Source organism: Pseudomonas sp. TH41, assembly GCF_016650695.1.
Taxonomy (GTDB): domain Bacteria; phylum Pseudomonadota; class Gammaproteobacteria; order Pseudomonadales; family Pseudomonadaceae; genus Aquipseudomonas.
Window position 1 is genome coordinate 279,915 of the sequence record NZ_JAEKFH010000005.1, and the last position, 26,024, is coordinate 305,938.

A 26,024-nucleotide genomic window follows, 5' to 3' on the forward strand; every position below is an offset into this window, starting at 1 on the left:
GCTGCGCCCCCCGCGAACTAGACTTACTGCACTCAGGACGCGCTTATCGTCCTGTTCATTCCCACGACCACCGCCCAGTGGCGAATGCCCAGGCAACACTGCCTCTGGACCGTGATCCTGTTAAAGGAGCACACGTGATGGACGAGGCCAGACTCAACGATTTCATGGGCAAACTGGTGAATGACATGGGCGGCGCGGCGATGCTCGCCAATGTCATCCTCGGCGAAGAACTCGGCCTGTATCGGGCCATGGCCGACAGCCAGCCAATGACCCCTGAAGCGCTCGCCGACAAAACCGGCTGCAACACCCGTCTGCTGCGCGAATGGCTCAGCGCCCACGCCGCGTCCGGTTACATGGAGCACCGCGACGGCCAGTTCCGCCTGCCCGAAGAGCAAGCCCTGGCATTGGCGATTGAAGACTCACCGGTCTATGTGGCGGGCGGTGTCTCAGTGGTCGCGTCTTTTTTCCATGACAAAGACAAACTGGTCAAAGCCATGCGCGGCAACGGCGCCCTGGCCTGGGGCGATCACCATCCGTGCATGTTCAGCGGCACGGAACGGTTCTTCCGCCCAGGTTACAAAGCGCACCTGATTGCCGAGTGGCTGCCGGCCCTCGACGGCGTGGTCGCCAAACTCGAGGCTGGCGCCAAGGTGGCGGATATCGGCTGCGGGCATGGAGCATCAACCGTGATCATGGCCCAGGCATTCCCGGACTCGCGGTTCGTGGGTTTCGACTACCACGCGCCGTCGGTCACCGTCGCCACCCAACGCGCCGAAGAAGGTGGCGTGTCCGGGCGTGCGCGGTTCTTCCAGGGCACGGCAAAAAGCTACCCTGGCGACGACTATGACCTGGTCTGCTATTTCGACTGCCTGCACGACATGGGCGACCCGGTGGGTGCGGCGCGGCACGCCTATGACTCGCTGAAACCGGACGGCACGGTGCTGCTGGTGGAACCGTTCGCCAACGACTCGCTCGACGACAACGTCACCCCGGTTGGCCGGTTGTTCTATGCCGCCTCGACGTTTATCTGCACCCCGAACTCACTGTCCCAGGAAGTCGGTCTCGGGCTCGGCGCCCAGGCCGGCGAGGCGCGGTTGCGCAAAGTGTTCACCGAGGCAGGATTCAAGACGTTCCGTCGGGCGACGGAAACCCCGTTCAACCTGATACTGGAGGCACGTAAATAACCACTGTTCCCTGCTGATTGGTGATTGGTGATTGGTGATTGGTGATTGGCGATTGGCGATTGGCGATTGGCGATTGGCGATTGACAACTGTAGGAGCTGCCGCAGGCTGCGATCTTTTGATCTTGATTTAAAGAGGCAAGATCAAAAGATCGCAGCCTGCGGCAGCTCCTACAAGGACCGAGTTGTGATCACTGCTGCTACGCTGCAAGCAATCATGGCCCTGCGGAGTGTTGAACATGGCAGACAGCGTCATCCGTGAACAGCTCGAGCGGCTCCTGCAGTTGATGGCCGACCAGCCGTTTGTGGTCCTGACCGGCGCCGGCATCAGTACGCCGTCGGGCATCCCGGATTACCGCGATAACCAAGGCGTGCGGCGCGGCCGGCAACCCATGATGTATCAGGAATTCCTCTCGGCCCCGGAGTCCCGGCGCCGCTATTGGGCACGGGCGATGCTCGGCTGGCCGCGAGTGCGCCAGGCCCGGCCAAACGCGGCCCACGAAGCCTTGGCCAGTCTGCAACGTTCGCAGCAGCTCAGCGCGCTGATCACCCAGAACGTCGACACCTTGCACGACCAGGCGGGAAGCCATGACGTGATCGAGCTTCATGGCAGCTTGCATCGGGTGCTGTGTCTGGATTGCGGAGAGCGCAGTGAACGGGATTCGATTCAGCGCTGGATGGAGGCGCAAAACCCCTATCTGACCGGCGTCGACGCGGTGCAGGCGCCGGACGGCGATACCTTGCTGGATGCGGCGTTTGAGGCGCGGTTTCAGGTCCCCCACTGCCCTCATTGCGCGGGCGAGCGGATGAAGCCGGATGTGGTGTTTTTTGGCGAGAACGTGGCGCAGGCCACAGCGGCCAAGGCAATGGCAGCGGTCGAAAAGGCGGCGGGACTGCTGGTGGTCGGGTCTTCGCTGATGGCGTATTCGGCGTTTCGGTTGTGCCGGGCGGTGGCGGATCAGGGCAAGCCATTGATTGCGATCAATCTGGGCAAGACTCGGGCGGACGATCTTCTCGATTTAAAGATAGAGGCATCGTGTGAACGGTTACTTCCATTACTGGCTCAACACCTTGGACACTGAAAAAAACCAATCCTTATAGGAGCGAGCTTGCTCGCGATGGTGTGTCAGTCGAAATCAATGTGGCTGACCCACCATCGCGAGCAAGCTCGCTCCTACAGGTGACAGCGTTCAGCGACGGGGTACGGCCAGAAAAGCGCGGATCTGCTTGACTGTCATGGACGGTGACTCCACCTTAATACAGGTCATTGATTGATGAGTTATATCTATCAATACACCTTAAAAATCAACTTAACAGATCAATACGCCGGCGAGACACTTCATTCCATACGGCTAGCCAGCCGCCCACAAACAATTAAAGAGGTGCATATGGCAGGTTTCGACAAGCGCGTGAGTTCTTACGAAGAAGCCCTGGCCGGTCTCGAAGACGGCATGACCGTGATCGCTGGCGGCTTCGGCCTGTGCGGGATTCCGGAAAACCTGATCGCCGAGATCAAGCGCAAAGGCACTCGCGACCTCACCGTGGTCTCCAACAACTGCGGTGTCGACGGCTTCGGTCTTGGCGTCCTGCTGGAAGACCGGCAGATCAGCAAAGTGGTGGCCTCCTACGTCGGCGAGAACAAGATGTTCGAAGAGCAACTGCTGAGCGGTGCAATCGAAGTGGTCCTGACCCCCCAAGGCACCCTGGCCGAGAAAATGCGCGCTGGCGGCGCGGGCATCCCGGCGTTCTTCACCGCCACCGGCGTCGGTACCCCGGTGGCCGATGGCAAGGAAGTCCGCGAATTCCATGGCCGCCAGTACCTGATGGAAGAATCCATCACCGGCGACTTCGCCATCGTCAAAGGCTGGAAAGCCGACCATTTCGGCAACGTCATCTACCGCCACACCGCGCAGAACTTCAACCCGCTGGCCGCCACGGCCGGCAAGATCACTGTGGTCGAAGTCGAAGAAATCGTCGAACCCGGCGAGCTGGACCCGGCGCAGATCCACACCCCTGGCATCTACGTCGACCGGGTCATTTGCGGCACGTTCGAAAAGCGCATCGAACAGCGCACCGTGCGTAAGTGATCCCCTGCCCCCGGACCGAATGAAGGAATAATATCAATGGCACTTTCCCGCGAACAAATGGCTCAACGCGTTGCCCGCGAAATGCAGGACGGCTTTTACGTGAACCTGGGCATCGGCATCCCGACCCTGGTCGCCAACTACATTCCCGAAGGCATGGAAGTCATGCTGCAATCGGAAAACGGCCTGCTCGGCATGGGCCCCTTTCCGACGGAAGAAACCATCGATGCCGACATGATCAACGCCGGCAAGCAAACGGTGACCGCGCGTATCGGCGCGTCGATCTTTTCCTCGGCCGAGTCCTTCGCGATGATTCGCGGTGGTCATGTCGACCTGACCGTGCTCGGTGCCTTTGAAGTCGACGTACAAGGCAACATCGCCTCGTGGATGATCCCCGGCAAGCTGGTCAAGGGTATGGGCGGCGCGATGGACCTGGTGGCCGGCGCAGACAACATCATCGTCATCATGACCCACGCCTCCAAGGACGGTGAGTCCAAGCTCCTGTCCCAGTGCAGCCTGCCGCTGACCGGCGCCGGGTGCATCAAACGCGTACTGACCGACCTGGCTTACCTGGAAATCGAAAATGGCGCATTTGTCCTCAAGGAACGCGCACCTGGCGTCAGCGTTGAGGAAATCGTCGCCAAAACCGCTGGTAAACTGATCGTCCCGGATCACGTCCCGGAAATGCAGTTCGCTGCTCAGTGAGGAATCATTCCATGCAAGAAGTCGTCATTGTCGCCGCTACCCGCACCGCCATCGGCAGTTTCCAGGGTTCCCTGGCCAGCGTTTCTGCCGTTGACCTCGGTGCTGCGGTGATTCGTCAGTTGCTGACACAAACCGGCCTGAACCCGGCCGAAGTCGATGAAGTGATCATGGGCCAGGTGTTGACCGCTGGCGCCGGACAGAACCCTGCCCGCCAGTCCGCGATCAAGGCCGGCCTGCCCTTCACCGTGCCCGCCATGACCCTGAACAAGGTCTGTGGTTCGGGTCTCAAAGCCCTGCATTTGGCGACCCAGGCCATTCGCTGTGGCGATGCCGAGGTGATCATTGCCGGCGGCCAGGAAAACATGAGCCTGTCCAACTACGTCATGCCCGGCGCTCGCACCGGTCTGCGCATGGGCAACGCGCCAATCGTCGACACCATGATCAGCGACGGTCTGTGGGATGCGTTCAACGATTACCACATGGGCATCACTGCCGAGAACCTGGCGGACAAGTACCACCTGACCCGCGAACAACAGGACGCCTTCGCCGCGGCCTCGCAGCAGAAAGCCACGGCCGCCATCGAAGCCGGGCGTTTTGCCGATGAGATCACGCCGATCCTGATTCCTCAGCGCAAGGGCGATCCGCTGTCCTTCGCCACGGATGAACAGCCCCGCGCAGGCACCACGGCCGAAGCGCTGGGCAAACTGAAACCGGCCTTCAAAAAGGACGGATCGGTGACCGCCGGTAACGCTTCGTCCCTGAATGACGGTGCCGCTGCCGTGATCCTGATGAGCGCCGACAAAGCCAAGGCCCTGGGCCTGCCGGTACTCGCGACAATTGCCGCTTACGCCAACGCCGGCGTCGACCCGGCGATCATGGGCATCGGTCCGGTGTCGGCCACTCGCCGTTGCCTGGACAAGGCCGGCTGGTCCATCGATCAACTGGACCTGATCGAAGCCAACGAAGCCTTCGCCGCGCAATCCCTGGCGGTGGCCAAGGACCTGGAATGGGACTTGAACAAGGTCAACGTCAACGGCGGCGCGATTGCCCTCGGCCACCCGATCGGTGCCTCGGGTTGCCGGGTGCTAGTGACCTTGCTGCATGAAATGATCAAGCGCGACGCCAAGAAAGGCCTCGCCACCTTGTGTATTGGTGGTGGTCAGGGCGTGGCTCTGGCGATCGAACGGGCGTAAATGCTTTTGTGGTGAGGGGGGCTTGCCCCCTCACCACATTGGATCTGCGCCGAGCGGCCCCCTGTAGGAGCGAGCTCGCTCGCGATGCACCTGAGAGCACCGCGGGGTATCAGGTTTTCACCGTTATCGTTAACGACCATCGTCGGAACGCCGCCCGGAGCAAGCTCGCTCCTACAGTTTACGATTTGTTTTTGTATACAAAATCAAACCATCCATAGCGCAATTCATTGCCCGCAATGCTAACGTTGCCACCTCACACAGGTCGGAGGTGCGTGCGTGCTGATGCTCAAACTGCTGGTAATTCCAGGATTTCTGCTCCTGATTTCCCTGGCCGGTAAACGCTGGGGGCCCAGTGTGGCTGGTTGGTTATCGGGATTGCCGGTGGTGGTCGGGCCGATTCTGTTTTTTCTCGCCATCGAACAAGGCCAGGCGTTCGCCGCTCAATCGGCGACGGCGGCGTTATCGGCCATGTTCGCGATGATTGCCTTCTGCGTGACCTACGCCCAGGTCGCACAACGCGCTGCGTGGCCGTCGGCGCTGACCTTTTCCTTGCTGGTTTGGGCCTCGGTGGCCGTGGTGCTGTCGATGATCCCGCCGTCCCTGACTTTTTCAGTGATCGCTGCCGCCAGCGCACTGTTGGCTGCGCCATATCTGTTTCCGCAGGTCAAGCCGCTCGTTTCAGGCCCGGCGCTGAAATCCGACAAACTGCTGCTGCGTATGATGGCCGGCGCCCTGCTCACCCTCGCCGTGACGGTGTTGGCCAGCACCGTCGGCGACCGCTGGAGTGGTCTGCTCGCGGTATTCCCGGTGCTGGGCAGCGTGATGGCGGTGTTTTCCCAACAAACCCGCGGCCCGGCCTTTACTGCAGCATTGCTACGCGCCACCGCCACCGGCATGTACTCGTTTGCGGCGTTTTGCCTGGTGCTGGCGCTGGCCCTGCCCGGCATGGGATTGCCCGCGTTCGTCCTCGGCGTTGCCGTGTCGGTGGCGATGCTTGGGGTGACTAAGCGTTTGCTGGCAAAACCCGTGAACGCCATTCCGACCGCCAGCGAGGCGGACGCTGGACGTACGGCGATCAAGCGCTAAGCTGCTTGAAGTCATCGGGCCAGGATCGTCGCCCGCTCATCGCGCTGAAGGAACAGACATGACTCAGCTCCCAAACGCCACTGCCGCCACGGCCGTCGGCGTGATTGCGATAGTGCTCTGGTCCTCCCTGGCCTTGCTGACCACTCTCACCGAAGGCATTCCGCCCTTTGAACTGCTGACATTTGGATTCGGCGTGGCGTTCGTCGCAAGCCTGTTGATACTGGGTCGACGCGGGATCGCCGGCTTCAGTAGCTGGCGACAACCCTGGGCCGTTTGGGCGACCGGCTTCGTCGGAATTTTCGTTTATCACGCGTTGTACTTCTTCGCGCTCAAAGCCGCCCCGGCGGCAGAAGCCAGCCTGATCAACTACCTGTGGCCGCTATTGCTGGTGCTGCTCTCGGCGTTATCGGCCGGGGAAAGCCTGCACAAGCGGCAAATGCTCGGCGCGCTGCTGGGCCTGGCGGGAACGGCGTTCATCATGCTCCAGCGAGTGCCCGATGCCGGCACCGTGATGCCCATCGCCGGTTATCTCGCCGCGTTCGGTTGTGCGCTTATCTGGGCGGTTTACTCGGTGTTCAATCGCCGGTTCAGTGAAGTGCCCAGCAGCATCATCGGCGGCATTTGCGGCTTGGTTGCCCTGGCGGGACTGGTGTGTCACCTGGCATTCGAAACCACAATACAACCCGATGCCAGTCAATGGGCCGCGATTATCGTCCTCGGCCTGGGACCGGTCGGGCTGGCGTTTTTCGCCTGGGACCACGCCACCAAGCGCGGAAGTCTGGCGACACTGGGGGCGCTTTCCTACCTGGCCCCGCTGATGTCGACATTGCTGCTGATCACGGTAGGGCGCAGCCATGCCAGTCCGATGTTGATCGTTCCCGCGCTGCTGATTATCGCCGGCGCAGTCATTGCCACCTCGCAACCCACTGCCAAACCCGTCACAACACCTTCGATCATTTCGAACGAGTAGGCCGAAAAGCTCGTGCGTCAATCGAACGGATTTCGCCCACCATCAGCCTCAGTTCCCCACCATTGATTGAGGCCTGACCCATGAAATTCTTTTTCCATCCTTCGCCAAACCCGATGAAAGTCGCCTTGTTGCTCGAAGAACTGCAAACGCCCTACGAACTGATCGGTGTCGATACCTTCAAGGGCGAGCAACACCTGCCGGACTTTTTGGCAATCAACCCGAACGCCAAGGTTCCGGCCCTGGTCGATGGCGACGCGACTGTTTTCGACTCCCAGGCGATCCTGCTGCACCTGGCGCAAAAACATCAGCGTTTCCTGCCGACCTCCACGGCGGGGCAAGCCGAGCTGCTGTCATGGCTGATGTTCATCGCCACGGGCCTGTCGCCGTTCTCAGGGCAAGCCGTGCACTTCCTGCATCACGCACCGGAAGACCTGCCGTATGCGAAAAACCGCTACCTCAAGGAAGTCGAACGCCACTATCGCGTGCTCGACCAGCGCCTGGCCGACCATCAGTACCTGGCTGGCAACACCTACAGCATCGCCGACATGGCATTGTGGGGCTGGGCCAATTACGCGCCGTACATCTTCGGTGAGAACGGCCTGGCGGCGTACCCGAACGTCAAGCGCCTGTTCGATGAAATCAGCGCCCGCCCGGCGGCCCGGCGTGCCCACGGCCTGAAAGAGAAACTGGTGCTCAAGGCTGAATTCGACGAAGAAACCCGGCGCAATCTGTTCCCGCAGAACCAGGCGTAGCGTTCGTTGTAGCAGCTGCCGAGCCTGCGAGGCTGCGTTCGGCGGCGCAGCCGTCGTAAACCTTACATGCAAGATTTTCCTGAAACTGCGCGAAGCATGAATTTACGACTGCTTCGCAGCCGAACGCAGCCTCGCAGGCTCGGCAGCTGCTACACCAAACGAAGTGTTCGGCGGCTGCTACAAATCGCATTCCATGGGATGATCGCCCCCACAGCGCGACCATCCCTGGAGAATTCGAATGTCAGTGTTCAGTAAGAAAGCCGTAGTTCTGTTGCTTATGGCCGCGGCCAGTCTGGCAACGTTGAATGCACAGGCTGCAAAGGCCACCTCCGGCGATTCGGCACAGAAAGTCTCGATGCTTGGCGGCAAGTTCACCTTCACCCTGCCCAAGGGTTTCATCGCCAGCCCGCTGAAATCCAGCCCCACCGGCGCGAGCGGCACCATGTACAGCAACGAGACCACCAAGACCGTGGTGATCGCCGCTGAGAACAACCTCCCCAAGGGCGTCAAGGTCAAGGACAACGACGGTGCGTTTCTCGACGACACCGTGGCCGAATTCGACACCTCACAACGTAGAGCCCTGCCGGATTACAACAAGTTGAGCGAAAAAAGCCTGACTCAAAAAGGCACCGGGCTGGGCATCCGACAGGTCGACGGCACGGCCAAGCAAGGCGGGGGCATGACCCTCAACTCGACGCTGATCGCGGCATCCGGCACTCGCATGGCCGTGGTTCAGGTTATCTCCCGTCCCGGCGATATGGCCGCCCACGAAACATTGATCAAACAGATCGTCAGCGGCCAATAAGGCTCAGGGATTGAGGCGCTGCAGCCAGGCGTTCAAATCCTGCATCTCGGCGTCACTGATGTTATGGCCCAGCCCCGGGTAGGCATGAAACTCAGGCTTGAGTGACAGGCTTTGCAGCACGCGGTCGGCGTCAGTGCCGTCGGTGTAAGGAAGGCGTTTGTCGGCGGTGCCATGACCGATGAAAATCGCCAGCGCCTGGCGTTTTTCATCCGGTTTGAGCCCCGACTTGAGCACCGGCAGGATCCGTCCGCTCAACGCGGCAATCCCACCTACCGCCTGGGGGTGACGCAAGCCAACCTCGTAGGACATGATCGCGCCCTGACTGAAGCCCACCAGGAAAACCTTGTTCGCCTCGGTGTGATATTTCTTCGCCGCCTGTGCGACAAAATCCAGCAGCAACTGGCCGCTGCTCTTCAGATCGTCGGTCTCACCGTTGTAGGCGCCTTCGCCCTTCTTGCGAAACCATTGGTAACTGCCCTCCTCCATCTCCATCGGTGCGCGCACCGACAGGAAGGTGTATTGCGCGGGTAATTCATCCTTGATGCCGAACAAGTCCTGCTCGTTACTGCCGTAACCGTGAAGGAAAATCACCAGGGGCTGATTGTGCGACTCAGGGTTGGCCTGTTCCAGGTAGTTGAGCGGCAGATCGGTTTGCAGCGGGGTTTGAGCGTGGACAGTGGCGGACGCCAACAGCGTCAGCAGAGCGAAAAACTTCAACATAAACCTTTCCTTCACAGTGCGCAGGATTCGGCGCAGAGCCTAACACTGTGAAGGCGGATGTCGAAAACGGCCTGGGTATCGTCGCCGTTTTTGAGGCCGCCTTCGCGAGCAAGCCCGCTCCCACAGGGGAATGCATTTCAAATGTGGGAGCGGGCTTGCTCGCGATGAGGCCCTTGAAAACAACGAAAATCTTCAATCGTTAATCAATTTCCCCACCCGAATCGGCTCGCGCCCCGCGACCTTCGCCTGCCACGTACCCGGCTGGGTATACCGCCCGCGATCAATCGCGAACAACACCCCACTGGTCCCGGCGCACACGGTCGTAACCCGGTCGTTCAACGGGTCGACCACTTCAAACAGAGGATCCCCCTTCTCCACCCACTCACCGGAGTCGCGCAAGAAACTGACCACCCCATGATGCGGCGCAAACAGGTATTGGGTGCCCTCGAACGGCATGCCTTCGCAGCACTCGCTCGGTGCCGCCGGCCAGGTGCCTTTGATGAAGCCTTGCTCGGCGAGGAATCCAAGAATCGCCTCGCAGTTGGCCTGGGCCTGCTCGACCCGAGTGTCGCCCATGCTGCCCAGCTCCAGCGTCGTCGCCAGGTTGGCCGGCGGAATCGCGGCTTCGGGGAACGCCCTTGCCAGACGCAACCATGGCGAAGAACAAGACTCGTCGAACGAACTGCCGCCAGAATCTTCACACAGCAACGCCACCCCGGCCTTCAAGCGCGCCGCCAGGGATTGCCATTGCGGCCAGTGTTGCGGCAACGCGTAAATATGAATCGCCGCGTCGAAATCGCAATGCAGATCCAAAGTGATGTCGGCGTCGCAAGCGTGGCGCAGCAGCAACCGGTGCATGGCTTCCAGCTGCGAAGCCGGCGCGGGCAAGCCATCGAGGACCTGGCCCATGGTCTGGCGAATCAGCGCAATGTTGGCGTCGGCGTCGGCGCCCAAGCGATCACCGATCAACTCGGCCACCGGTGCGCTGAGCTCGACGAACGAGCGGTTGAAGTTCTTGCCGCTGCCCAGTTCGAAGCGGCCCATGTGGCTGCCTTGCAGGTGCTGATCGAGGCCGATGGGGTTGGCCACCGGCACCAGCTCGATCACGCCTTGCAGCTGGCCCTGGCTTTCGAGTTCAGTCAGACGCTTCTTCAATTCCCAGGCCGTGCGCATGCCCGGCAATTCGTCGGCGTGCAGACTGGCCTGGATGTAGACCTTGCGAGTGCCAGCGCCATACCGAAAAACACTGAGTGTACGTTCGGTCCCCAGGTGGCTCCAGGGCAGTGGATGGTCGATGCGTTGCATGGGAACTCCTGTGAAATCTGTAGGAGCGAGCTTGCTCGCGAAGGACGTTAACGATAACGCGTTCTTCTAGAATAAACGCGTTGCCCTCAAGTCCTTCGCGAGCTCGCTCCTACAGAACGGCTTGATTACTCGCCGTAAACGTCAAACTTGAAGTACTTGTCCTGCACTTGTTTGTACTTACCGTTGGCGCGGATTTCATTGATAGCGGTATTGAATTGCTCAGCCAGGGCGGTATCACCCTTGCGCACGGCGATACCGGCGCCGCCACCGAAGTATTTCGGATCGTTATACTCGGGCCCTACGAACGCGAAACCTTTACCGGCGTCGGTTTTCAGGAAACCGTCGTCCAGGTTGACCGAGTCGGCCAGCAATGCGTCAACGCGGCCGGACACCATGTCCAGGTTCGCTTCCTGCTGGGAACCGTAACGCACCAGGATAATGCCGGCCGGTTGCAGCACTTCGGTGGCGAAGCGGTCGTGGGTACTGGCGCGCAGCACAGCGACTTTCTTGCCCTTGAGTTCGGTCAGCGGGTCTTTGACGTCGGTCCCTTCCTTCATCACGAAGCGTGCCGGGGTGTGGTAGTACTTGATGGTGAAGTCGACGTTCTTTTTACGGTCGTCGGTGATGGTCATGGACGACAGAATGGCGTCGATTTTCTTGACCTTCAGGGCCGGGATCAGGCCGTCGAACTCTTGTTCGACCCAGGTGCACTTCACTTTCATCTGTTCACACAGCGCATCACCGATGTCCACGTCGAAACCGGTGAGTTTGCCGTCAGGGGTTTTCATCGAGAATGGCGGGTAACCGGCTTCAATACCGATGCGGATCGGCTTGGCGTCTTCGGCCACGGAGGTCAGGGACAACATCGACAGTGCCAGGGCACCGAACATCACTAGCTTTTTCATTTATAACTCCCGTGTGCGGAGACTTTTATTGGCAGCTTTCGGTTGCTCTAGACCGAAGTGGCCGGCAGTCTAGAGTGGCTTCAGGAGGGTGAATTGTGTTTAAGCGACAAATATTTATAAAAAGGTGGCCGAGATGAAGGGCGCGATGCGAACGTTGAACCTGATCCAGCACCACCCCGCCGAGGGCCCCGGCGCCATTGCCGAATGGGCCGCGTTGCGAGGATTGACCCTGGACGTGTTTCGCGCCGACCTCGGCCAGTTGCCGCCCGTGAGTGCCGCGCCAGTGATTCTGCTGGGCGGACCTTACGAGTCCAACGCCGGGCCGGCGTGGCTGGAAACCGAACGCCAGTGGCTGGCGAACAGTCTGGAGGAAGGTGCGGCAGTCTTTGCCATTTGCCTGGGCGCGCAGTTACTGGCGCTGAGTCTGGGCGGGAGTGTGCGACGGATGGCACTCACCGAAACCGGCTGGACCTCGATTACGTTCGCCGATGGCCAGACGTTGAAGGTGCTGGAATGGCACGAAGACGCCATCGATCTCCCGCCGGACGCCCAACTGCTGGCCAGCAGTGATCGATGTGAGCAGCAGATGTATTGCGTCGGGCCGACGCGGGTGGGATTGCAGTTCCATCCGGAGTGGAATGCTGAATCGGTGGCGACGCTCAATGCGCATTTTGGAGAGGAGTCGCCGTTGCCACGGGAGCCGCAGGACAGCGCCGACTATGCCGCCGTTTTTGACTGGTTGCAGGCGACGCTGGATGGGTGGTGGGCGGCGGTCTGAACAGAGGTCAAAAGATCGCAGCCTCGTTTCACTCGGCAGCTCCTACAGGATTGAGTTTGCATAGGGTCACTGTAGGAGCTGTCGAGTGAAACGAGGCTGCGATCTTTCCTGCTACCTCAACATTCACAACCAATCACGGCGTTCACCGCTCTGGCCTCAGCACTCAACTCAAACCCTTCATCCAGCCACCCGGTCACCCCGCCAATCATCTCTTTGACCGGATACCCCAGCGCCGCCAGTTTCACGGCAGCCTTGTTCGCGCCGTTGCAGTGAGGCCCGGCGCAATAGACCACAAACAAGGTGGAGGTCGAATAAGCCGCCAAACCTTCAGCCGTCAGCAGTCGGCCTGGAAGGTTGATCGCGCCCGGCACATGGCCACGCTCGAACGCCAGCGGACCGCGCACGTCGACGAGGACAAAATCCACATCGCCGGACTGTTGGCTGCCATAAACGTCGGAACAGTCGGTTTCGAAAGTCAGACGGTTGCTGAAATGCATGAGGGCGATGGCCGATGGGGCGGCGGGAATGGCGCGGACCAGGCTGGTCATGGGCTGTACTCCAAAGTCTCGGGGGGTGGGGGAAGACTTTAACCGCCCAGCGCTTGACGCTACAGTGGCGCACAAGACACTCACCGGGAACTTTCCGCCAAATGCAGCCCAGCCCTGGATTGGTCGCGATTCTGGCCTACGACGGCCTCTGTACCTTCGAATTCGGCATCGCCGTGGAGATCTTCGGGCTGACCCGGCCGGAGTTCGACTTCCCGTGGTACGCGCATCGAATCGTCGCGGTGGACCCAGGCCCGATGCGTGCCATGGGCGGCATTCAAGTGTTGGCCGATGGCGGCATGGAACTGCTCGAAGACGCCCGGACCATCATCATTCCCGGCTGGCGCGACCGCAGCGCGCCAGTGCCTGAAGCGTTGCTCGTGGCCCTGCGCCAGGCCCACGCCCGGGGTGCGCGCTTGCTGTCGATCTGCTCCGGGGTGTTCGTGCTGGCGGCCACCGGTTTACTCGACGGTCACAGCGCCACCACGCACTGGCGCTATACCACTGAACTGGCCGCGCGTTTCCCGAACATTCGGGTGGACCCCGATGTGCTTTACGTCGACTCAGGTCAGCTGATCACTTCGGCCGGCAGCGCGGCCGGCATCGACGCCTGCTTGCACCTGGTGGCGCGAGACTTCGGAACCCAGGTGGCCAATTCGGTGGCGCGGCGTCTGGTGATGTCGCCGCAACGCACGGGCGGCCAGGCACAGTTCATTCCGACACCGGTCAGTCCTACGCCGCGCAGCGATCTTTCCCGCGTGATGCAGTGGGCACGCGAGTGCTTGCATGAACCGCTGGAGGTTCGCGACCTCGCCAGCGAAGCCGCCATGAGTGAGCGGACATTCCTGCGTCGTTTCACTGAGGCCAGCGGCCAGTCCCCCAAGACGTGGTTGCAACATGAGCGCCTGGGCCGGGCTCGCGAGTTGCTGGAAAGCACAAACCAGAATACCGACCAGATTGCCCAGCACTGCGGGTATCGCTCGGTCGACAGTTTTCGGGTGGCGTTTCGCAGCGTGGTCGGCGTACCACCGTCGGTGTATCGGGAACGGTTTGGGCGGGTGGTCAAGGCGATTTCTTGAGGTGCTCTTTCGGGCCCCTTCGCGAGCAGGCTCGCTCCCACATTTGATTTGTGTACACCGCAGATCAAATGTGGGAGCGAGCTTGCTCGCGATGGCGGTAGCTCAGACACACAATCCCTCAAGGCTTGCGCAACAGATAGGTATCCATGATCCAGCCATTGGCCAACCGGGCCGCCTTGCGCACCCGTTCGATCTCATCCGCCACGTCCTTGAGTTTGCCGCTGATCAGGATTTCATCCGGCGTCCCCAAGTAGGCGCCCCAGTAAATCTCTGTTTCCTGATCCACCACCTGATGATAGGAATCTTGCGCATCGAGCATCACCACCAGGCTGTCAGCATCGCTCACCTGCCCCGCCGCCAACCGGCGGCCGGTGGTGATCTCAATCGACTTGCCGATACGATTCAACGGCACCTTATGCTGCGCCGCCAATGCCTGAACACTGGTGATGCCGGGTATCACCTCGAATTCGAAATCACAGCGACCTGACGCCAAAATCGTCTGCAAGATCCGCACGGTACTGTCGTACAACGCCGGATCACCCCACACCAGAAAACCGCCGCACTGATCGTCGGTCATTTCTTCATTAATCAGCCGTTCGAAGGTCCGCTGCTTGGCAAGGTTGAGATCCTCGACACTGCTCTTGTAGTCCACATCGCCGCGCTCGCGCTCCGGGCTGTGGGCTTGCACAAAGCGGTAATCGCTCCCGGTGATGTAGCGCTCACAGATCTCGCGGCGCAGGTCGATAAGCGTGTCTTTGCTCTGGCCCTTGTCCATGAGAAAAAACACGTCGACGCGGTTCAGCGCCTTCACGGCCTGCATCGTGATGTAGTCGGGGTTGCCGGCACCGATGCCGATGACCAGAAGTTTTTTCATCAGTGCTGTCCCTCGAGGCTCGTGCCCGGCAGGCGCAACCGCCAGCAGCCGTTGAACCGCAATTCAATGGCCGACAGCGGCTCAACGTCAATCAGGTTAAACGCAACGCTTTGCAGCACCTGTGTCAGGGCTGCGCGAATGACAAACGGATGGGTGATGGCAACGATGTGTCCCGGAGTGGCCTCCAGGGTCGTCAGCCACGCGGCCACTCGCTGCCCGAGTTGCGTCACCGACTCACCCCCATGGGGCGCCGAATGCGGATCGTCGAGCCACGCCTGCAACGATTCGGGTTCGGACTTTTGCAGGTCGTCGATTCGTGCGCCTTTCCAGCGTCCGAAATCGCAATCCCGCAACGCCGTGACAAGCTCCACATCGCTGCCAAACAACTCGGCCGTTTGCCGCGTGCGCAGTTCAGGGCCGCTGAGTAGGCGCGGGGGCTTCTTGAACTGAGCGGCACGCGCGCCCCGCGCTGATTGCCAATCCATCTCCACGGGCTCATCCGTAGGAAAACACGCCAATTTCTGTGCGACGGTTCGGGCGTGGCACAGCAGGGTCAAACGGGTCGCCTGCACGAACTTTCACTCTGTCAATGGGAATGGAAAACGGCGTCGCGCCGCCAATGCTCGTGCAATTGTGCCGTAAGAAACGCTAATGGGGGCGTTTCGTTTCAGTCAGCGGCAGTGGGTCCAAGGTGTTTTTTCGTCTTTTTCCGACACGCCTTTAGGTGATGACCTACAAGAGCAATCGACATCCCTGTAACCCCGGTCACACAGGCTTTCCGCCCTACTTTTGGGCTCTGAAAAAACCCAGAAAATTAAACTAGACAGCGAGCCGGCGTTAAATAAATACTGCTTTCACGGACTACCCAACCAAACGATTCCATCCAGCAGGAGCCCGGATGCCCACTCTCAGCGATATGCATCACCGTCCCTCCTCCTCCCGTTACTCAGTTTCGCCCGGCGTTCAGTACCCCGACAGACCGGGCTCCAGAACGGCACTGCCCGCCCCGTCCGATGGCTGACAAGAAAAAGAGCGGCGTCTGACAAAATTTCAGGCATCCGCCGATTTACCGCATGGAAACCGACAGTGATAGTCAGGTTCGGTGTTAACCGCCGAACCCTTTGATACAGGAGTGCGTCCATGCTGGTCTTACGTCCAGTCGAGATTACCGACCTGCCTCAGTTGCAGCGACTTGCCCGGGAAAGCCTGGTGGGGGTCACGTCCTTGCCGGACGACAGCGATCGCTTGCGTGAGAGGATTCTCGACTCCTGCGACTCTTTCGAACAAAACGTCCAGGGTCACGGCCCGGAGAATTATTTCTTCGTGCTTGAAGATCTGTCGACCGAACGCTTGGTTGGCTGCTCGGAAATTCTCGCCACCGCCGGATTCAGCGAGCCGTTCTACAGTTTGCGCAACCGGCCTTTCACCAGCGCCTCGCGGGAACTGCACATCGAACATGGCGTGCCGGCACTGTCGTTGTGTCATGACCTCAGCGGCCACACGTTGCTGCGGGGTTTTCACATCGATGCGGCACTGGCGCGGACACCATATTCCGAGCTGCTGTCACGGGCGCGACTGATGTTCATTGCCGCTCACTCGCAACGCTTTGCCGAAGCGGTGATCACCGAGATCGTGGGCTTCAGCAGCGATGACGATCGGTCGCCGTTCTGGGATGCCGTGGGCAAGCATTTCTTTGATTTGCCCTATGCCGAGGCCGAGCGGCTCTGCGGCCTGGAAAGCCGCATGTTCCTCGCCGAACTGATGCCGCAATACCCGATCTATGTGCCGATGTTGCCCCAGGCCGCACAGGACTGTATCGGCCGGATTCATCCCGATGGCCAGGATGCCTTCGATATCCTCGAACGCGAAGGGTTCGAAACCAACAGCTACATCGACTTGTTCGACGGGGGGCCGACGCTCTATGCGCGTCTCTCCGGCATTCGCTCCATCGCCCAAAGTCAGACCGGCACGGCGAAGCCGGTTTCGTCCATCGATGCCCGAGGCAGGTACCTGGTGAGCAACGATTCGCTACAGGACTATCGTGCGATCGTCGCTGAACTGGACTACAACACCGGGCAACCTGTGGCCTTGAATAGAGAGATGTGCGCAGCGCTGAGGGTCGCCGCCGGCAGCCCGGTCCGGTTGATCGCCCTGTGATCTTCGCCTGGCCCCATCTCCAACGACAGCGACCGAGCCCGCGCAAAGAAGGAGCTGCATCATGATTGTCCGTCCGGTTCACGTCACCGACTTGCCCGCCTTGCTCGCGCTGGTGCGACAGGCCGGCCCCGGGCTCACCACCTTGCCAGCTAACGAAGACCGTCTGGCTCATCGAGTGCGCTGGGCGCAACGGACCTTTGCCGAACAGGTTGAGCGTGCCGATGCCGATTACCTGTTCGTGCTCGAAGACGACGATCAGCAAGTCGTGGGCGTCAGTGCCATGGCGGGGGCCGTGGGCCTGCGCGAGCCCTGGTACAACTACCGGGTCGGTCTCACGGTCAATTCTTCACCGGACCTGGGCATCCAGCGCCAGATCCCGACATTGTTCCTGAACAATGAAATGACCGGGCAATCGGAACTCTGTTCGCTGTTCCTGCGCCCCGATCAACGCCAGGGCACTAGCGGTCGATTGTTATCGTTGGCGCGCTTGTTGTTTGTGGCCGAGTTCCCGCACCTGTTTGGCGACAAACTGATTGCCGAGTTACGCGGCAGTGCCGACGAACAAGGTTGTTCGCCGTTCTGGGACAGCCTGGGTCGGCACTTCTTCAAGATGGATTTCAGTCATGCCGATCACTTGTCCGGCTTGGGCAGCAAAACGTTCATCGCCGAACTGATGCCGCGCCAACCACTCTACACCTGTCTGCTCACCGAGCAGGCCCAGGCCGTTATCGGCAAGCCACATCCGAACACCGAGCCGGCCCTGAAAATCCTCACCGCCGAAGGTTTTGCCCACCAGGGTTACATCGACATCTTCGACGCCGGCCCGGTCATCGAAGCCCCGGTGTCGAACGTACGCACCGTGCGCGACAGCCAAACGCTGGTGCTGGCCATCGGCACACCGGACGACCAGGCCCCGGTTTGGCTGATCCACAATCGTCGTCTGGAAAACAGCCGCATCACCGCTGCCCCGGCGCGACTGGCGGGCAACAGCCTGATCGTCGACCGCCTCACCGCCAAGCGCCTGCAATTGCAACCCGGCAACTCGGTACGCGCCGTGCCACTGTTCAGTCAACTGTGGCAGGCCGTGGCGGCGTGATCGACAGGGGGCCATCCGCCGCTGCAAATTCGTCATCATCTTCCCCCCGTCCGCGTGATAGCCTTTTATTCCTTCGGCGTTGACACTTTTGCTCAAGCCTTTCCATTCCAATTGCAGTGGTGGAACTTGTATGTCCAGGCTTTCCCATCAAGATTTACGCCGTAATTTTCGCGAACTGTTCGCTTCCAACACCTGCTATCACACCGCATCGGTCTTCGACCCAATGTCGGCCCGCATTGCCGCCGACCTGGGGTTTGAAGTCGGCATCCTGGGCGGTTCGGTCGCGTCGCTGCAAGTATTGGGCGCCCCTGACTTCGCCTTGATCACCCTCAGCGAATTCGCCGAGCAGGCCACCCGCATCGGTCGTGTCGCCCAACTGCCGGTCATCGCCGACGCTGACCACGGCTATGGCAACGCACTCAACGTCATGCGCACCATCGTCGAACTCGAACGCGCCGGCGTCGCCGCCCTGACCATCGAAGACACCTTGCTGCCGGCACAATTCGGCCGCAAATCCACCGACCTTATCGGGGTGGCGGAAGGGGTTGGCAAAATTCGTGCGGCACTGGAAGCCCGGTGCGACTCGGAAATGGCGATCATTGCCCGCACCAACGCCGGCATCCTGCCGATTCAGGAAATCATCAGCCGCACCCAGCACTATCAAAACGCTGGAGCGGACGGGATTTGCATGGTCGGTATTCAGGATTTCGACCAACTGGAAAAAATCGCCGAGCACCTGAGCGTGCCACTGATGCTGGTCACCTACGGCAATCCGGCGCTACGCGACGACAAACGCCTGGCCGAACTGGGTGTACGCGTCACCATCGACGGCCATGGCGCGTACTTCGCCGCGATCAAAGCGACGTACGACAGCCTGCGCGAGCAACGGCAGTTCTTTACCCAGGCATCGGATTTAAGCGCAACTGAATTGACTCATACCTATACGCAGCCGGAGGAATACATCCGCTGGGCGGAAGAGTTTATGAGCGTCAAGGAGTAACCGCAAAAATCAAAAGATCGCAGCCTGCGGCAGCTCCTACATTGGAATGGGATACACCCTGTAGGAGCTGCCGCAGGCTGCGATCTTTTGATTGTGATTCCCCTAAACCGCCCTGCGTCCCCACCCAAAGCGACGGAACGATCTGTGTTCACACCGAATCAAGCACCTCATGCTGAGAACAGCAGCAGATGACGCGGTTACGGCCAGTGGTCTTGGCTTCATACAGCGCCTGGTCGGCGTCGTTGAGCCACAGGGTCGCGTCGGTGTGGGCCGGGCTGAAGGCGGCCAGGCCGATGCTCAGGCTGACGTTCAGCGCCGGGCTCTGCTCGTAGCCCAGGGTGGCGAAGCGATCGCGCAGGGCATCCATGGCGGCGGCAGCGCTCGCCAGCGGCAGGTTCGGGAGAATCACGCAAAATTCATCGCCGCCGTAACGCCCGGCGACATCGGTCGCTCGCAGGTTTTGTTTGAGCATTTTGCTCAGCTGACGCAACACGGTGTCACCGGCGACATGGCCATAGGTGTCGTTGATGGCTTTGAAATGGTCAATGTCGATCAGCGCAATCGCCCCGCCCCGCTGCTGGCGCTGGCAACGCTGGAACTCGACTTCCAGCTGATCCTTCCAGGCGCCATGATTAAGCAGGCTGGTGAGGCTGTCGGTACGACTCAGGGCCAGTAATTCACGTTTTTGTCGACCGAGGGCGTGGGCCTGACGGAAACAGATCCAGCCCAGCGCCAGCGGATACAGACACATCAAGGGTAAACAGGCGTACAACTGCAACTGACTGGTTTCAGGGATGAAGGCCAGCCTGAACATCAGAAACCCGACGCCGACGCCCATCATCTGCGCGACGCTGCCCACCAGCAGAAAACGCAAGCCACCAATGGCCACGTTGTTCATCGCCATCATCGAAATAGTGGTAGCGCTGGGCAGCGGATTGAATTGCATGGCGGCGACCCAGAAGCCACCCAAAAAGGCGTCCACCAGCAGATTGCGGTGCTCAGCGTGATAGGGAGCCTTGGAACGACGTGCCCATTGATAAGCCAGATGCGGCCAAAGCAGCCCGTTGAACAGCATTAGTCCCCAGACCCACGGCGCCGGGTTCAGCGGGTACATCGCCACGCTCACACACAACAACCCCAGCGACAAACCGAGGGTTCGCGACGTGTAGAGTCTCCTGGCCAATGAAAATCCTTTTACTCCCGCTTTTCCCATAGAGGCCTCTGCGCCACTGAACGGAACCTGATAAAACCGGGTTGCCTGTGTGCTCGAAGTCTATCAGGGCAAGATTAAATAGCCATCACCGGTTGGCAGTCTGAATACCGTGGCATAGCCATGAGGCGCGAACGCAATGATTGGCTATACATGAAGGAAGGGGTCGAACAATAACGAAAGAAAGGAGGCCCATGCATAATGCCGATCAGAAGCCGTAATGCGATCTGTAGCAGCTGGCGAAGCCTGCGTTCGGCGGCGAAGCCGTCGTGAAATCAGCCGACGCGGTGCATCAGAAACATCTCGTACACAGGTTTCACGACGGCTTCGCCGCCGAACGCAGGCTTCGCCAGCTGCTACAGGAAGCGTTTCGCCTGAGATTTTTTAACTGACAGGCATTAGGCCCATGCAGACCTTTGAAGTGTTGATTATTGGCAGCGGTTTTGGCGGCCAGTGCGCGGCAATCAATTTGCTCAAGGCGGGCATCGACGATTTTCGCCTGCTTGAGCGGCGGGACTTTTTCGGTGGCACCTGGTGCCAGAACACCTACCCCGGCGCGGCCGTCGATGTGCCCTCGCCGCTCTATTCGCTGTCCTTCGCGCCCTACCGCTGGACGCAGATGTTCGCCGAACAGGCCGAACTGCACCGCTACACCCAGCACGTTGTAGAGCACTTTGGCTTGCGCGACAAAGTGGAACTGGAGGCGAATGTCGAGCGCATCGAATGGGACGATAAAGGCCAATGCTGGGCCGTGCACACCGCTGGCAAAGGCACGTTTTACGCGCAGTTTCTGATCAACGCCACTGGGCCGCTGAGCCAACCCGTGATCCCATGCTTCGAGGGCCAGGAACGGTTTCAGGGCACGACTTTTCACACCAATAGTTGGGATCATGCCTACGACTATCGGCACAAACGTGTCGCGATTGTCGGCAGCGGTGCCAGCGCGGCCCAGGTCATTCCGGCGATTGCCCCGGACGTCGAGCATCTGCATGTGTTCCAGCGCACGGCCCACTGGGTGTTGCCCCGGGCCGACCGGACATTCGGTCGGTTCCAGCGCTGGTTGTTGGGACTCAAACCGGCCTACAAGCTGCTGCGCTGGATGATCTATTGGCAATTCGAAACCCGGGTCATTGCCTTCAAGTACTCGAAACCGGCGATACACATGGTCCAGCAACACGCCCTGCGCTTCCTCAAGCGGCAAGTGCCCGACCCTGAACTGCGCCGAAAATTGACACCGGATTTCACCATTGGCTGCAAACGGGTGATTATTTCGAGCACCTTGTACCCGGCGCTGGGACGTTCCAATGTCACCCTGCACAGCCGCGAACAAGGGATCGCGGCCATCGACGAAAGCGGAATTGTCACCCTGGACGGCCAGCACATCGACGTCGATCTGATTGTCTGGTCTACCGGTTACGACGCCACCGACGGGGTGATTTCCTACCCGGTCAGCGGAAAAAACGGCATACAACTCAGAGACTTCTGGGCCCAGTACCCACGTGCCTATCTCGGTACAAGCCTGCCGGATTTTCCCAACCTGTTCATCGTCACCGGTCCAAACACCGGCATCGGCCACACGTCGGCGCTGTTTATCATCGAGTCCCAGATGAATTACATCCTCGACTGCATTCGCACGTTGAAAGAACACGGCTTGCGCAGTATCGAAGTGCGCCCCGAGGCAGAACGTACCTACACTGAAATGATTCACCGAGAAATGGAACGCACGGTGTGGAAGTCCGGGGGCTGCCACAGTTGGTATCAAAGCAAGAGCGGTCATGTGATCGCCATGTTTCCGGGGTTCAGTTTCAGTTATCACCGGTTGACCCGGACACTGAAGCCCGGCGACCACATTCTGTCCTGATCTCGTAAAAGGAAGACGCCTGATGCTTGTGTTGGTTGTCGTAATCGCGGTTTTCGTGGCCTGGAGCTGGTTGAGTTACCCGGCGATCGGGTACTGGCTCTATGACGTGAGTATGGCCGTGGAAGCCAAGTTGTTTGGGCTGCACAAAATCGTCGTGCCGATCACCGAAATGACCGTCTCGACCTGGCAAGGCGGCCCGTACGAAGCGTCCAGCAGCGTGCTGATGCTCCATGGGTACAGCGCCGACAAGAACATCTGGCTGCGCTTTGCCCGGCACTTTGTCGGCCAATATCGAGTGATCATTCCTGACATTGCCGGCCATGGCGAAACCGGCTTCAAGGCGGGCGGTGGCTATGACATTCCCTTACAGGCCAAGCGAATGATCCAGTTGCTCGACGTCTGCGGCGTCGAGAAAGTCCATGTCATCGGCAACTCCATGGGCGGCTACATCGCGGCGTGGCTGGCCGCGACTTACCCGGACCGGATTGCTTCCGTAGCACTGTTCGACCCGGCCGGCGTCACCGCCCCCGAGATCAGCGACATGGAACGGCATTTGGCCAACGGCCATAACCCGTTCCTGATCCACTCAAGGGAGGAATTCCGGCGTTTCTACGCCATGACCATGGCCGAGCCGCCGTGGGTGCCGGGGGTGGTGCTGGACGCCATCGCCCTGCGCTATCAACAGCAGCGCGAAGAGCTGGAAGAAATTTTCAAGGATCTTCGCGCCAGTCCGCCGATGGAGCCGAAACTTCCCGATATCAGGGCCCCGGCACTGTTGCTGTGGGGTCGCAAGGATCGCTTGATCGATGTCAGCAGCGTGGCCATCTGGAGCAAGGGCATCGCCGATCTTCGTGTGGAAGTCTGGGACCACATCGGCCACATGCCGATGGTGGAACTGCCGACCAGTACGGCGCGCTTGTATCGGGAATTTTTGGCGTCGCAACGTTCCCAACTCCCCGTGTAACAGCTGCCAAGCCTGCTGTAGGAGCGAGCTTGCTCGCGAAGGTCGTTAACGGTAACGCGTAAACCGGATGTCCAGCGGCGCTCTTGGGATTTTCGCGAGCAAGCTCGCTCCTACAGGGGACTAAGCAGTCCTTGGCAGAATGAAGTCCGTCAGAAACTTCGTTTGTCGGCGTCGCTGAAGGCTGCGATCTTTTCTCACATCCTCCATGTCACCGCGCCAGGAATTTTTTTCATGAGCCATCCGAATTTCATCAGCCCCGACCTGATCCGCCAACGCTTCTCCAAAGCGATGTCCGACATGTACCGCGAAGAAGTGCCGCTGTACGGCGCGCTGATGGAACTGGTGGAACAGACCAACCGCCACGTACTGGAAAGCGATCCACAGATCGCCCGGCAGTTGAACAGCACCGGCGAAATCCAGCGCCTGGACCTCGAGCGCCATGGCGCGATCCGCGTTGGCACCGCCGCTGAACTGGCAACCCTGGCCCGGTTATTCGCGGTGATGGGCATGCAACCGGTGGGTTATTACGACCTGACCCCAGCGGGCGTGCCGGTGCATTCCACCGCGTTCCGTGCCGTGCATGAAGCGTCGTTGCAAGTCAGCCCGTTCCGGGTATTCACCTCTCTGCTGCGCCTGGAACTGATCGAAGACCTGGAACTGCGAGCGTTCGCCCAGTCGGTTCTGGATAAACGTTCGATTTTCACGCCGGCGGCGCTAACGCTCATCGATCGCGCCGAAACCGAAGGCGGGCTCACCGAAGAGGAGGCCCGGGACTTCGTCGAGCAAGCCCTGGAAACCTTCCGCTGGCACCACAGTGCTACCGTCACTGCCGAGCAATACCAAAAACTCAGCGCTCAGCATCGACTGATCGCCGACGTCGTGGCGTTCAAAGGCCCGCACATCAACCACCTGACACCGCGGACCCTGGACATCGATATCGTACAGGCGCAAATGCCTGCCCACGGCATTACCCCCAAAGCCGTGATCGAAGGCCCACCCCGCCGCCAGTGCCCGATCCTGCTGCGCCAGACCAGTTTCAAGGCCTTGGACGAACCTGTCGCCTTCACCGACCAAGCCGAATCTCACGGTAGCCATAGCGCCCGCTTTGGCGAAATCGAGCAACGGGGCGCCGCACTCACTCCAAAGGGCCGGGCACTTTACGACCGTTTGCTCAACGCTGCCCGGGACGCGCTCCAGGATTTTCCCAATGAAGCCAATGCCGCGCGCTATAACGCTTTGATGGCGCAACACTTTGACGAATTTCCTGACACCTACGAAGGCATGCGCCGACAGGAACTGGCGTATTTTCGCTACTTCGTCACGGAAAAAGGCCTGGCAGCGGATGCGCTGAAAACCGCGTCGCTGGAAGCGTTGATCAGCGACGGGTATTTGCGGGTTGAACCACTGGTGTATGAAGACTTCCTGCCAGTCAGCGCGGCGGGGATTTTTCAGTCGAATCTGGGGGATGCCGCGCAAACCCACTATGGGGTGCATTCGAACCAGCAGGCATTCGAGAAGGCGCTGGGTCGGTCGACCATTGACGAGTTGGGGTTGTATGCAGAAACCCAGCGGCGTTCGATCGCGGAATGCTATGCCGCTCTGGGCCTCTCCATCTGAGGCGTGACGAGAACGTGTAGCAGCTGGCGCAGCCTGCGTTCGGTTGTGTGTAGGAGCGAGCTTGCTCGCGATGGTCGTTCAGCCACAGAAAATGTGTCGGATGTTCCATCTTCGCGAGCAAGCTCGCTCCTACACACAACCGAACGCAGGCTGCGCCAGCCGCTACAACCCGGTAGGAGCTGCCGGAGGCTGCGATCTTTTGATCCTATTTCAACTTCGCCAACAACGCCTCGGCAGCCGCCTGCGAAGACGCCGGATTCTGCCCGGTCAGCAACAAACCATCAGTAACCACATAGCTCGCCCAGTCATTGCCCTTGGAGTAGATCCCGCCCTTCTCCTTGAGCATGTCTTCAACCAGAAACGGCACGACCTTGGTCAATTGCACGGCTTCTTCTTCGCTATTGGTGAACCCCGTAACGCGCTTGCCTTTGACCAATGGCTGACCGTCCGGGCCTTTGACATGACGCAACACGCCCGGTGCATGGCAGACCGCCGCGACCGGTTTGCTGGCCTTGTAAAACGCCTCGATCAGCCCGATCGAATTCTTGTCTTCGGCCAAATCCCACAGCGGGCCATGGCCACCCGGATAGAAAACCGCGTCGTAGTCTTCCGCTCTCGCGCTGCTCAACAGGGCGGTAGAAGCCAATGCGGATTGAGCGGCGGCGTCTTTGCGAAAGCGATCAGTGGCCGCGGTTTGCGCGCCCGGTTCGTCACTTTTCGGGTCCAGCGGTGGCTGGCCGCCCTTCGGTGAAACCAGGGTCAGCTGAGCGCCGGCATCTTTGAAGGCGAAATACGGTGCGGCAAACTCTTCCAGCCAGAAACCGGTTTTCTTACCCGTGTTACCCAATTGATCGTGGGACGTTAGAACCATAAGGATTTTCATGTCGTTCTCACTTCAGTTCAGGGTTTTTCGGAGACTTCACAGCGTGTCATGGTTTTTTATGGACTGCTCGACCCGTCCATTCGTTGCACTGGATGCCAAGCGCCCATGAGCGGTGGCGCAAAGCCTTAATGCGCAAGACGTTGCACTCCTATCCTTCAGAAACATCCTACTCGGACGCTAATCGTCCCGCCTGTCAGTCCCTCCAGCCGAGCGCGCACGAAGTTGCACAATGCTTCGAAAGTTCCTGCGCAAAT

25 protein-coding genes are annotated in these 26,024 nt (G+C 60.0%); 17 read left to right on the forward strand and 8 right to left on the reverse strand.

The genetic code is table 11. The features are described from left to right. Positions 1 to 137: 137 nt before the first annotated feature. The 9 genes from JFU37_RS19765 to JFU37_RS19805 all read left to right on the forward strand — a co-directional run bounded on the left by JFU37_RS19765 (position 138) and on the right by JFU37_RS19805 (position 8,776). A complete protein-coding gene (locus JFU37_RS19765) occupies positions 138 to 1,184 on the forward strand; it encodes a class I SAM-dependent methyltransferase (protein ID WP_201117707.1) in 1,047 nt (348 codons plus the stop codon). A 236-nt stretch (positions 1,185 to 1,420) separates the two neighbouring features. Then, complete coding sequence (locus JFU37_RS19770) at positions 1,421 to 2,263, forward strand: NAD-dependent protein deacetylase (protein WP_201117709.1); 843 nt, start codon at positions 1,421 to 1,423, stop codon at positions 2,261 to 2,263. Between the two features lie 306 nt (positions 2,264 to 2,569). Beyond that, entirely contained in the window at positions 2,570 to 3,268 is a 699-nt protein-coding gene (locus JFU37_RS19775; RefSeq protein WP_201117710.1) for a CoA transferase subunit A, read from the forward strand. Between the two features lie 36 nt (positions 3,269 to 3,304). Continuing rightward, complete coding sequence (locus tag JFU37_RS19780; RefSeq protein WP_007975748.1) at positions 3,305 to 3,970, forward strand: CoA transferase subunit B; 666 nt, start codon at positions 3,305 to 3,307, stop codon at positions 3,968 to 3,970. Between the two features lie 11 nt (positions 3,971 to 3,981). Then, positions 3,982 to 5,163, forward strand: a complete 1,182-nt coding sequence (locus JFU37_RS19785; RefSeq protein ID WP_201117711.1) for an acetyl-CoA C-acetyltransferase — start codon at positions 3,982 to 3,984, stop codon at positions 5,161 to 5,163. Between the two features lie 276 nt (positions 5,164 to 5,439). Further along, positions 5,440 to 6,249 (forward strand): hypothetical protein, encoded by an 810-nt coding sequence (locus JFU37_RS19790; RefSeq protein WP_201117712.1) that lies wholly within the window; start codon positions 5,440 to 5,442, stop codon positions 6,247 to 6,249. A 58-nt stretch (positions 6,250 to 6,307) separates the two neighbouring features. Then, positions 6,308 to 7,219, forward strand: a complete 912-nt coding sequence (gene yddG / locus JFU37_RS19795; RefSeq protein WP_201117713.1) for an aromatic amino acid exporter YddG — start codon at positions 6,308 to 6,310, stop codon at positions 7,217 to 7,219. 80 nt (positions 7,220 to 7,299) lie between these two features. Then, positions 7,300 to 7,971, forward strand: a complete 672-nt coding sequence (locus JFU37_RS19800; protein ID WP_201117714.1) for a glutathione S-transferase family protein — start codon at positions 7,300 to 7,302, stop codon at positions 7,969 to 7,971. Positions 7,972 to 8,209: 238 nt separating this feature from the next. Beyond that, positions 8,210 to 8,776 (forward strand): hypothetical protein, encoded by a 567-nt coding sequence (locus tag JFU37_RS19805; protein ID WP_201117715.1) that lies wholly within the window; start codon positions 8,210 to 8,212, stop codon positions 8,774 to 8,776. Between the two features lie 3 nt (positions 8,777 to 8,779). On the opposite strand, the gene JFU37_RS19810 is transcribed toward JFU37_RS19805, so the two are convergent. From JFU37_RS19810 to JFU37_RS19820, 3 genes are all read right to left on the reverse strand, one after another. Then, entirely contained in the window at positions 8,780 to 9,496 is a 717-nt protein-coding gene (locus JFU37_RS19810; protein ID WP_201117716.1) for an alpha/beta hydrolase, read from the reverse strand. 192 nt (positions 9,497 to 9,688) lie between these two features. After that, positions 9,689 to 10,801 carry a succinylglutamate desuccinylase/aspartoacylase family protein gene (locus JFU37_RS19815; protein WP_201117717.1) on the reverse strand — a complete coding sequence of 371 codons (1,113 nt, stop codon included), beginning with the start codon at positions 10,799 to 10,801 and terminating at the stop codon, positions 9,689 to 9,691. Positions 10,802 to 10,926: 125 nt separating this feature from the next. Further along, entirely contained in the window at positions 10,927 to 11,706 is a 780-nt protein-coding gene (locus JFU37_RS19820) for an ABC transporter substrate-binding protein (RefSeq protein WP_201117718.1), read from the reverse strand. Positions 11,707 to 11,851: 145 nt separating this feature from the next. Here JFU37_RS19820 and JFU37_RS19825 point away from each other — a divergent pair, with 145 nt between their 5' ends. After that, complete coding sequence (locus tag JFU37_RS19825) at positions 11,852 to 12,484, forward strand: type 1 glutamine amidotransferase (protein WP_201119483.1); 633 nt, start codon at positions 11,852 to 11,854, stop codon at positions 12,482 to 12,484. Between the two features lie 116 nt (positions 12,485 to 12,600). On the opposite strand, the gene JFU37_RS19830 is transcribed toward JFU37_RS19825, so the two are convergent. Beyond that, positions 12,601 to 13,032, reverse strand: coding sequence for a rhodanese-like domain-containing protein (locus JFU37_RS19830; RefSeq protein WP_201117719.1), 432 nt, complete (start codon positions 13,030 to 13,032; stop codon positions 12,601 to 12,603). Between the two features lie 101 nt (positions 13,033 to 13,133). Here JFU37_RS19830 and ftrA point away from each other — a divergent pair, with 101 nt between their 5' ends. After that, complete coding sequence (gene ftrA / locus JFU37_RS19835) at positions 13,134 to 14,108, forward strand: transcriptional regulator FtrA (RefSeq protein ID WP_201117720.1); 975 nt, start codon at positions 13,134 to 13,136, stop codon at positions 14,106 to 14,108. Positions 14,109 to 14,226: 118 nt separating this feature from the next. Here the strand turns inward: ftrA and cobF are convergent, their stop codons facing one another. Then, positions 14,227 to 14,982 (reverse strand): precorrin-6A synthase (deacetylating), encoded by a 756-nt coding sequence (gene cobF / locus JFU37_RS19840; protein WP_201117721.1) that lies wholly within the window; start codon positions 14,980 to 14,982, stop codon positions 14,227 to 14,229. Beyond that, complete coding sequence (locus tag JFU37_RS19845; RefSeq protein ID WP_201117723.1) at positions 14,982 to 15,554, reverse strand: histidine phosphatase family protein; 573 nt, start codon at positions 15,552 to 15,554, stop codon at positions 14,982 to 14,984. The genes cobF and JFU37_RS19845 overlap by 1 nt, the downstream gene beginning before the upstream one ends. Before the next feature lie 568 nt (positions 15,555 to 16,122). Here JFU37_RS19845 and JFU37_RS19850 point away from each other — a divergent pair. The 3 genes from JFU37_RS19850 (at position 16,123) to JFU37_RS19860 (ending at position 19,235) form a co-directional block, all read left to right on the forward strand. After that, positions 16,123 to 17,139: an arginine N-succinyltransferase gene (locus JFU37_RS19850; RefSeq protein ID WP_201117725.1), complete on the forward strand. Its 1,017-nt coding sequence runs from the start codon at positions 16,123 to 16,125 to the stop codon at positions 17,137 to 17,139. A 61-nt stretch (positions 17,140 to 17,200) separates the two neighbouring features. Further along, positions 17,201 to 18,235 carry an arginine N-succinyltransferase gene (gene astA / locus JFU37_RS19855; RefSeq protein WP_201117726.1) on the forward strand — a complete coding sequence of 345 codons (1,035 nt, stop codon included), beginning with the start codon at positions 17,201 to 17,203 and terminating at the stop codon, positions 18,233 to 18,235. 130 nt (positions 18,236 to 18,365) lie between these two features. Further along, the gene (locus tag JFU37_RS19860; RefSeq protein ID WP_201117729.1) at positions 18,366 to 19,235 is read left to right on the forward strand and encodes an isocitrate lyase/PEP mutase family protein; all 870 of its coding nucleotides are present in this window, start codon (positions 18,366 to 18,368) and stop codon (positions 19,233 to 19,235) included. Between the two features lie 148 nt (positions 19,236 to 19,383). On the opposite strand, the gene JFU37_RS19865 is transcribed toward JFU37_RS19860, so the two are convergent. Continuing rightward, positions 19,384 to 20,448 (reverse strand): diguanylate cyclase, encoded by a 1,065-nt coding sequence (locus JFU37_RS19865; RefSeq protein WP_201117733.1) that lies wholly within the window; start codon positions 20,446 to 20,448, stop codon positions 19,384 to 19,386. 403 nt (positions 20,449 to 20,851) lie between these two features. Between JFU37_RS19865 and JFU37_RS19870 the strand changes: the two genes are divergently transcribed. From JFU37_RS19870 to hglS, 3 genes are all read left to right on the forward strand, one after another. Further along, entirely contained in the window at positions 20,852 to 22,306 is a 1,455-nt protein-coding gene (locus JFU37_RS19870; RefSeq protein WP_201117735.1) for a flavin-containing monooxygenase, read from the forward strand. 22 nt (positions 22,307 to 22,328) lie between these two features. After that, positions 22,329 to 23,270, forward strand: a complete 942-nt coding sequence (locus tag JFU37_RS19875; protein ID WP_201117737.1) for an alpha/beta fold hydrolase — start codon at positions 22,329 to 22,331, stop codon at positions 23,268 to 23,270. 231 nt (positions 23,271 to 23,501) lie between these two features. Beyond that, on the forward strand, positions 23,502 to 24,887 hold the full coding sequence (gene hglS, locus JFU37_RS19880; protein WP_201117740.1) for a 2-oxoadipate dioxygenase/decarboxylase HglS: 1,386 nt from the start codon (positions 23,502 to 23,504) through the stop codon (positions 24,885 to 24,887). 205 nt (positions 24,888 to 25,092) lie between these two features. Here the strand turns inward: hglS and JFU37_RS19885 are convergent, their stop codons facing one another. Continuing rightward, a complete protein-coding gene (locus JFU37_RS19885) occupies positions 25,093 to 25,770 on the reverse strand; it encodes a type 1 glutamine amidotransferase domain-containing protein (protein WP_201117742.1) in 678 nt (225 codons plus the stop codon). Between the last annotated feature and the right edge of the window lie 254 nt (positions 25,771 to 26,024).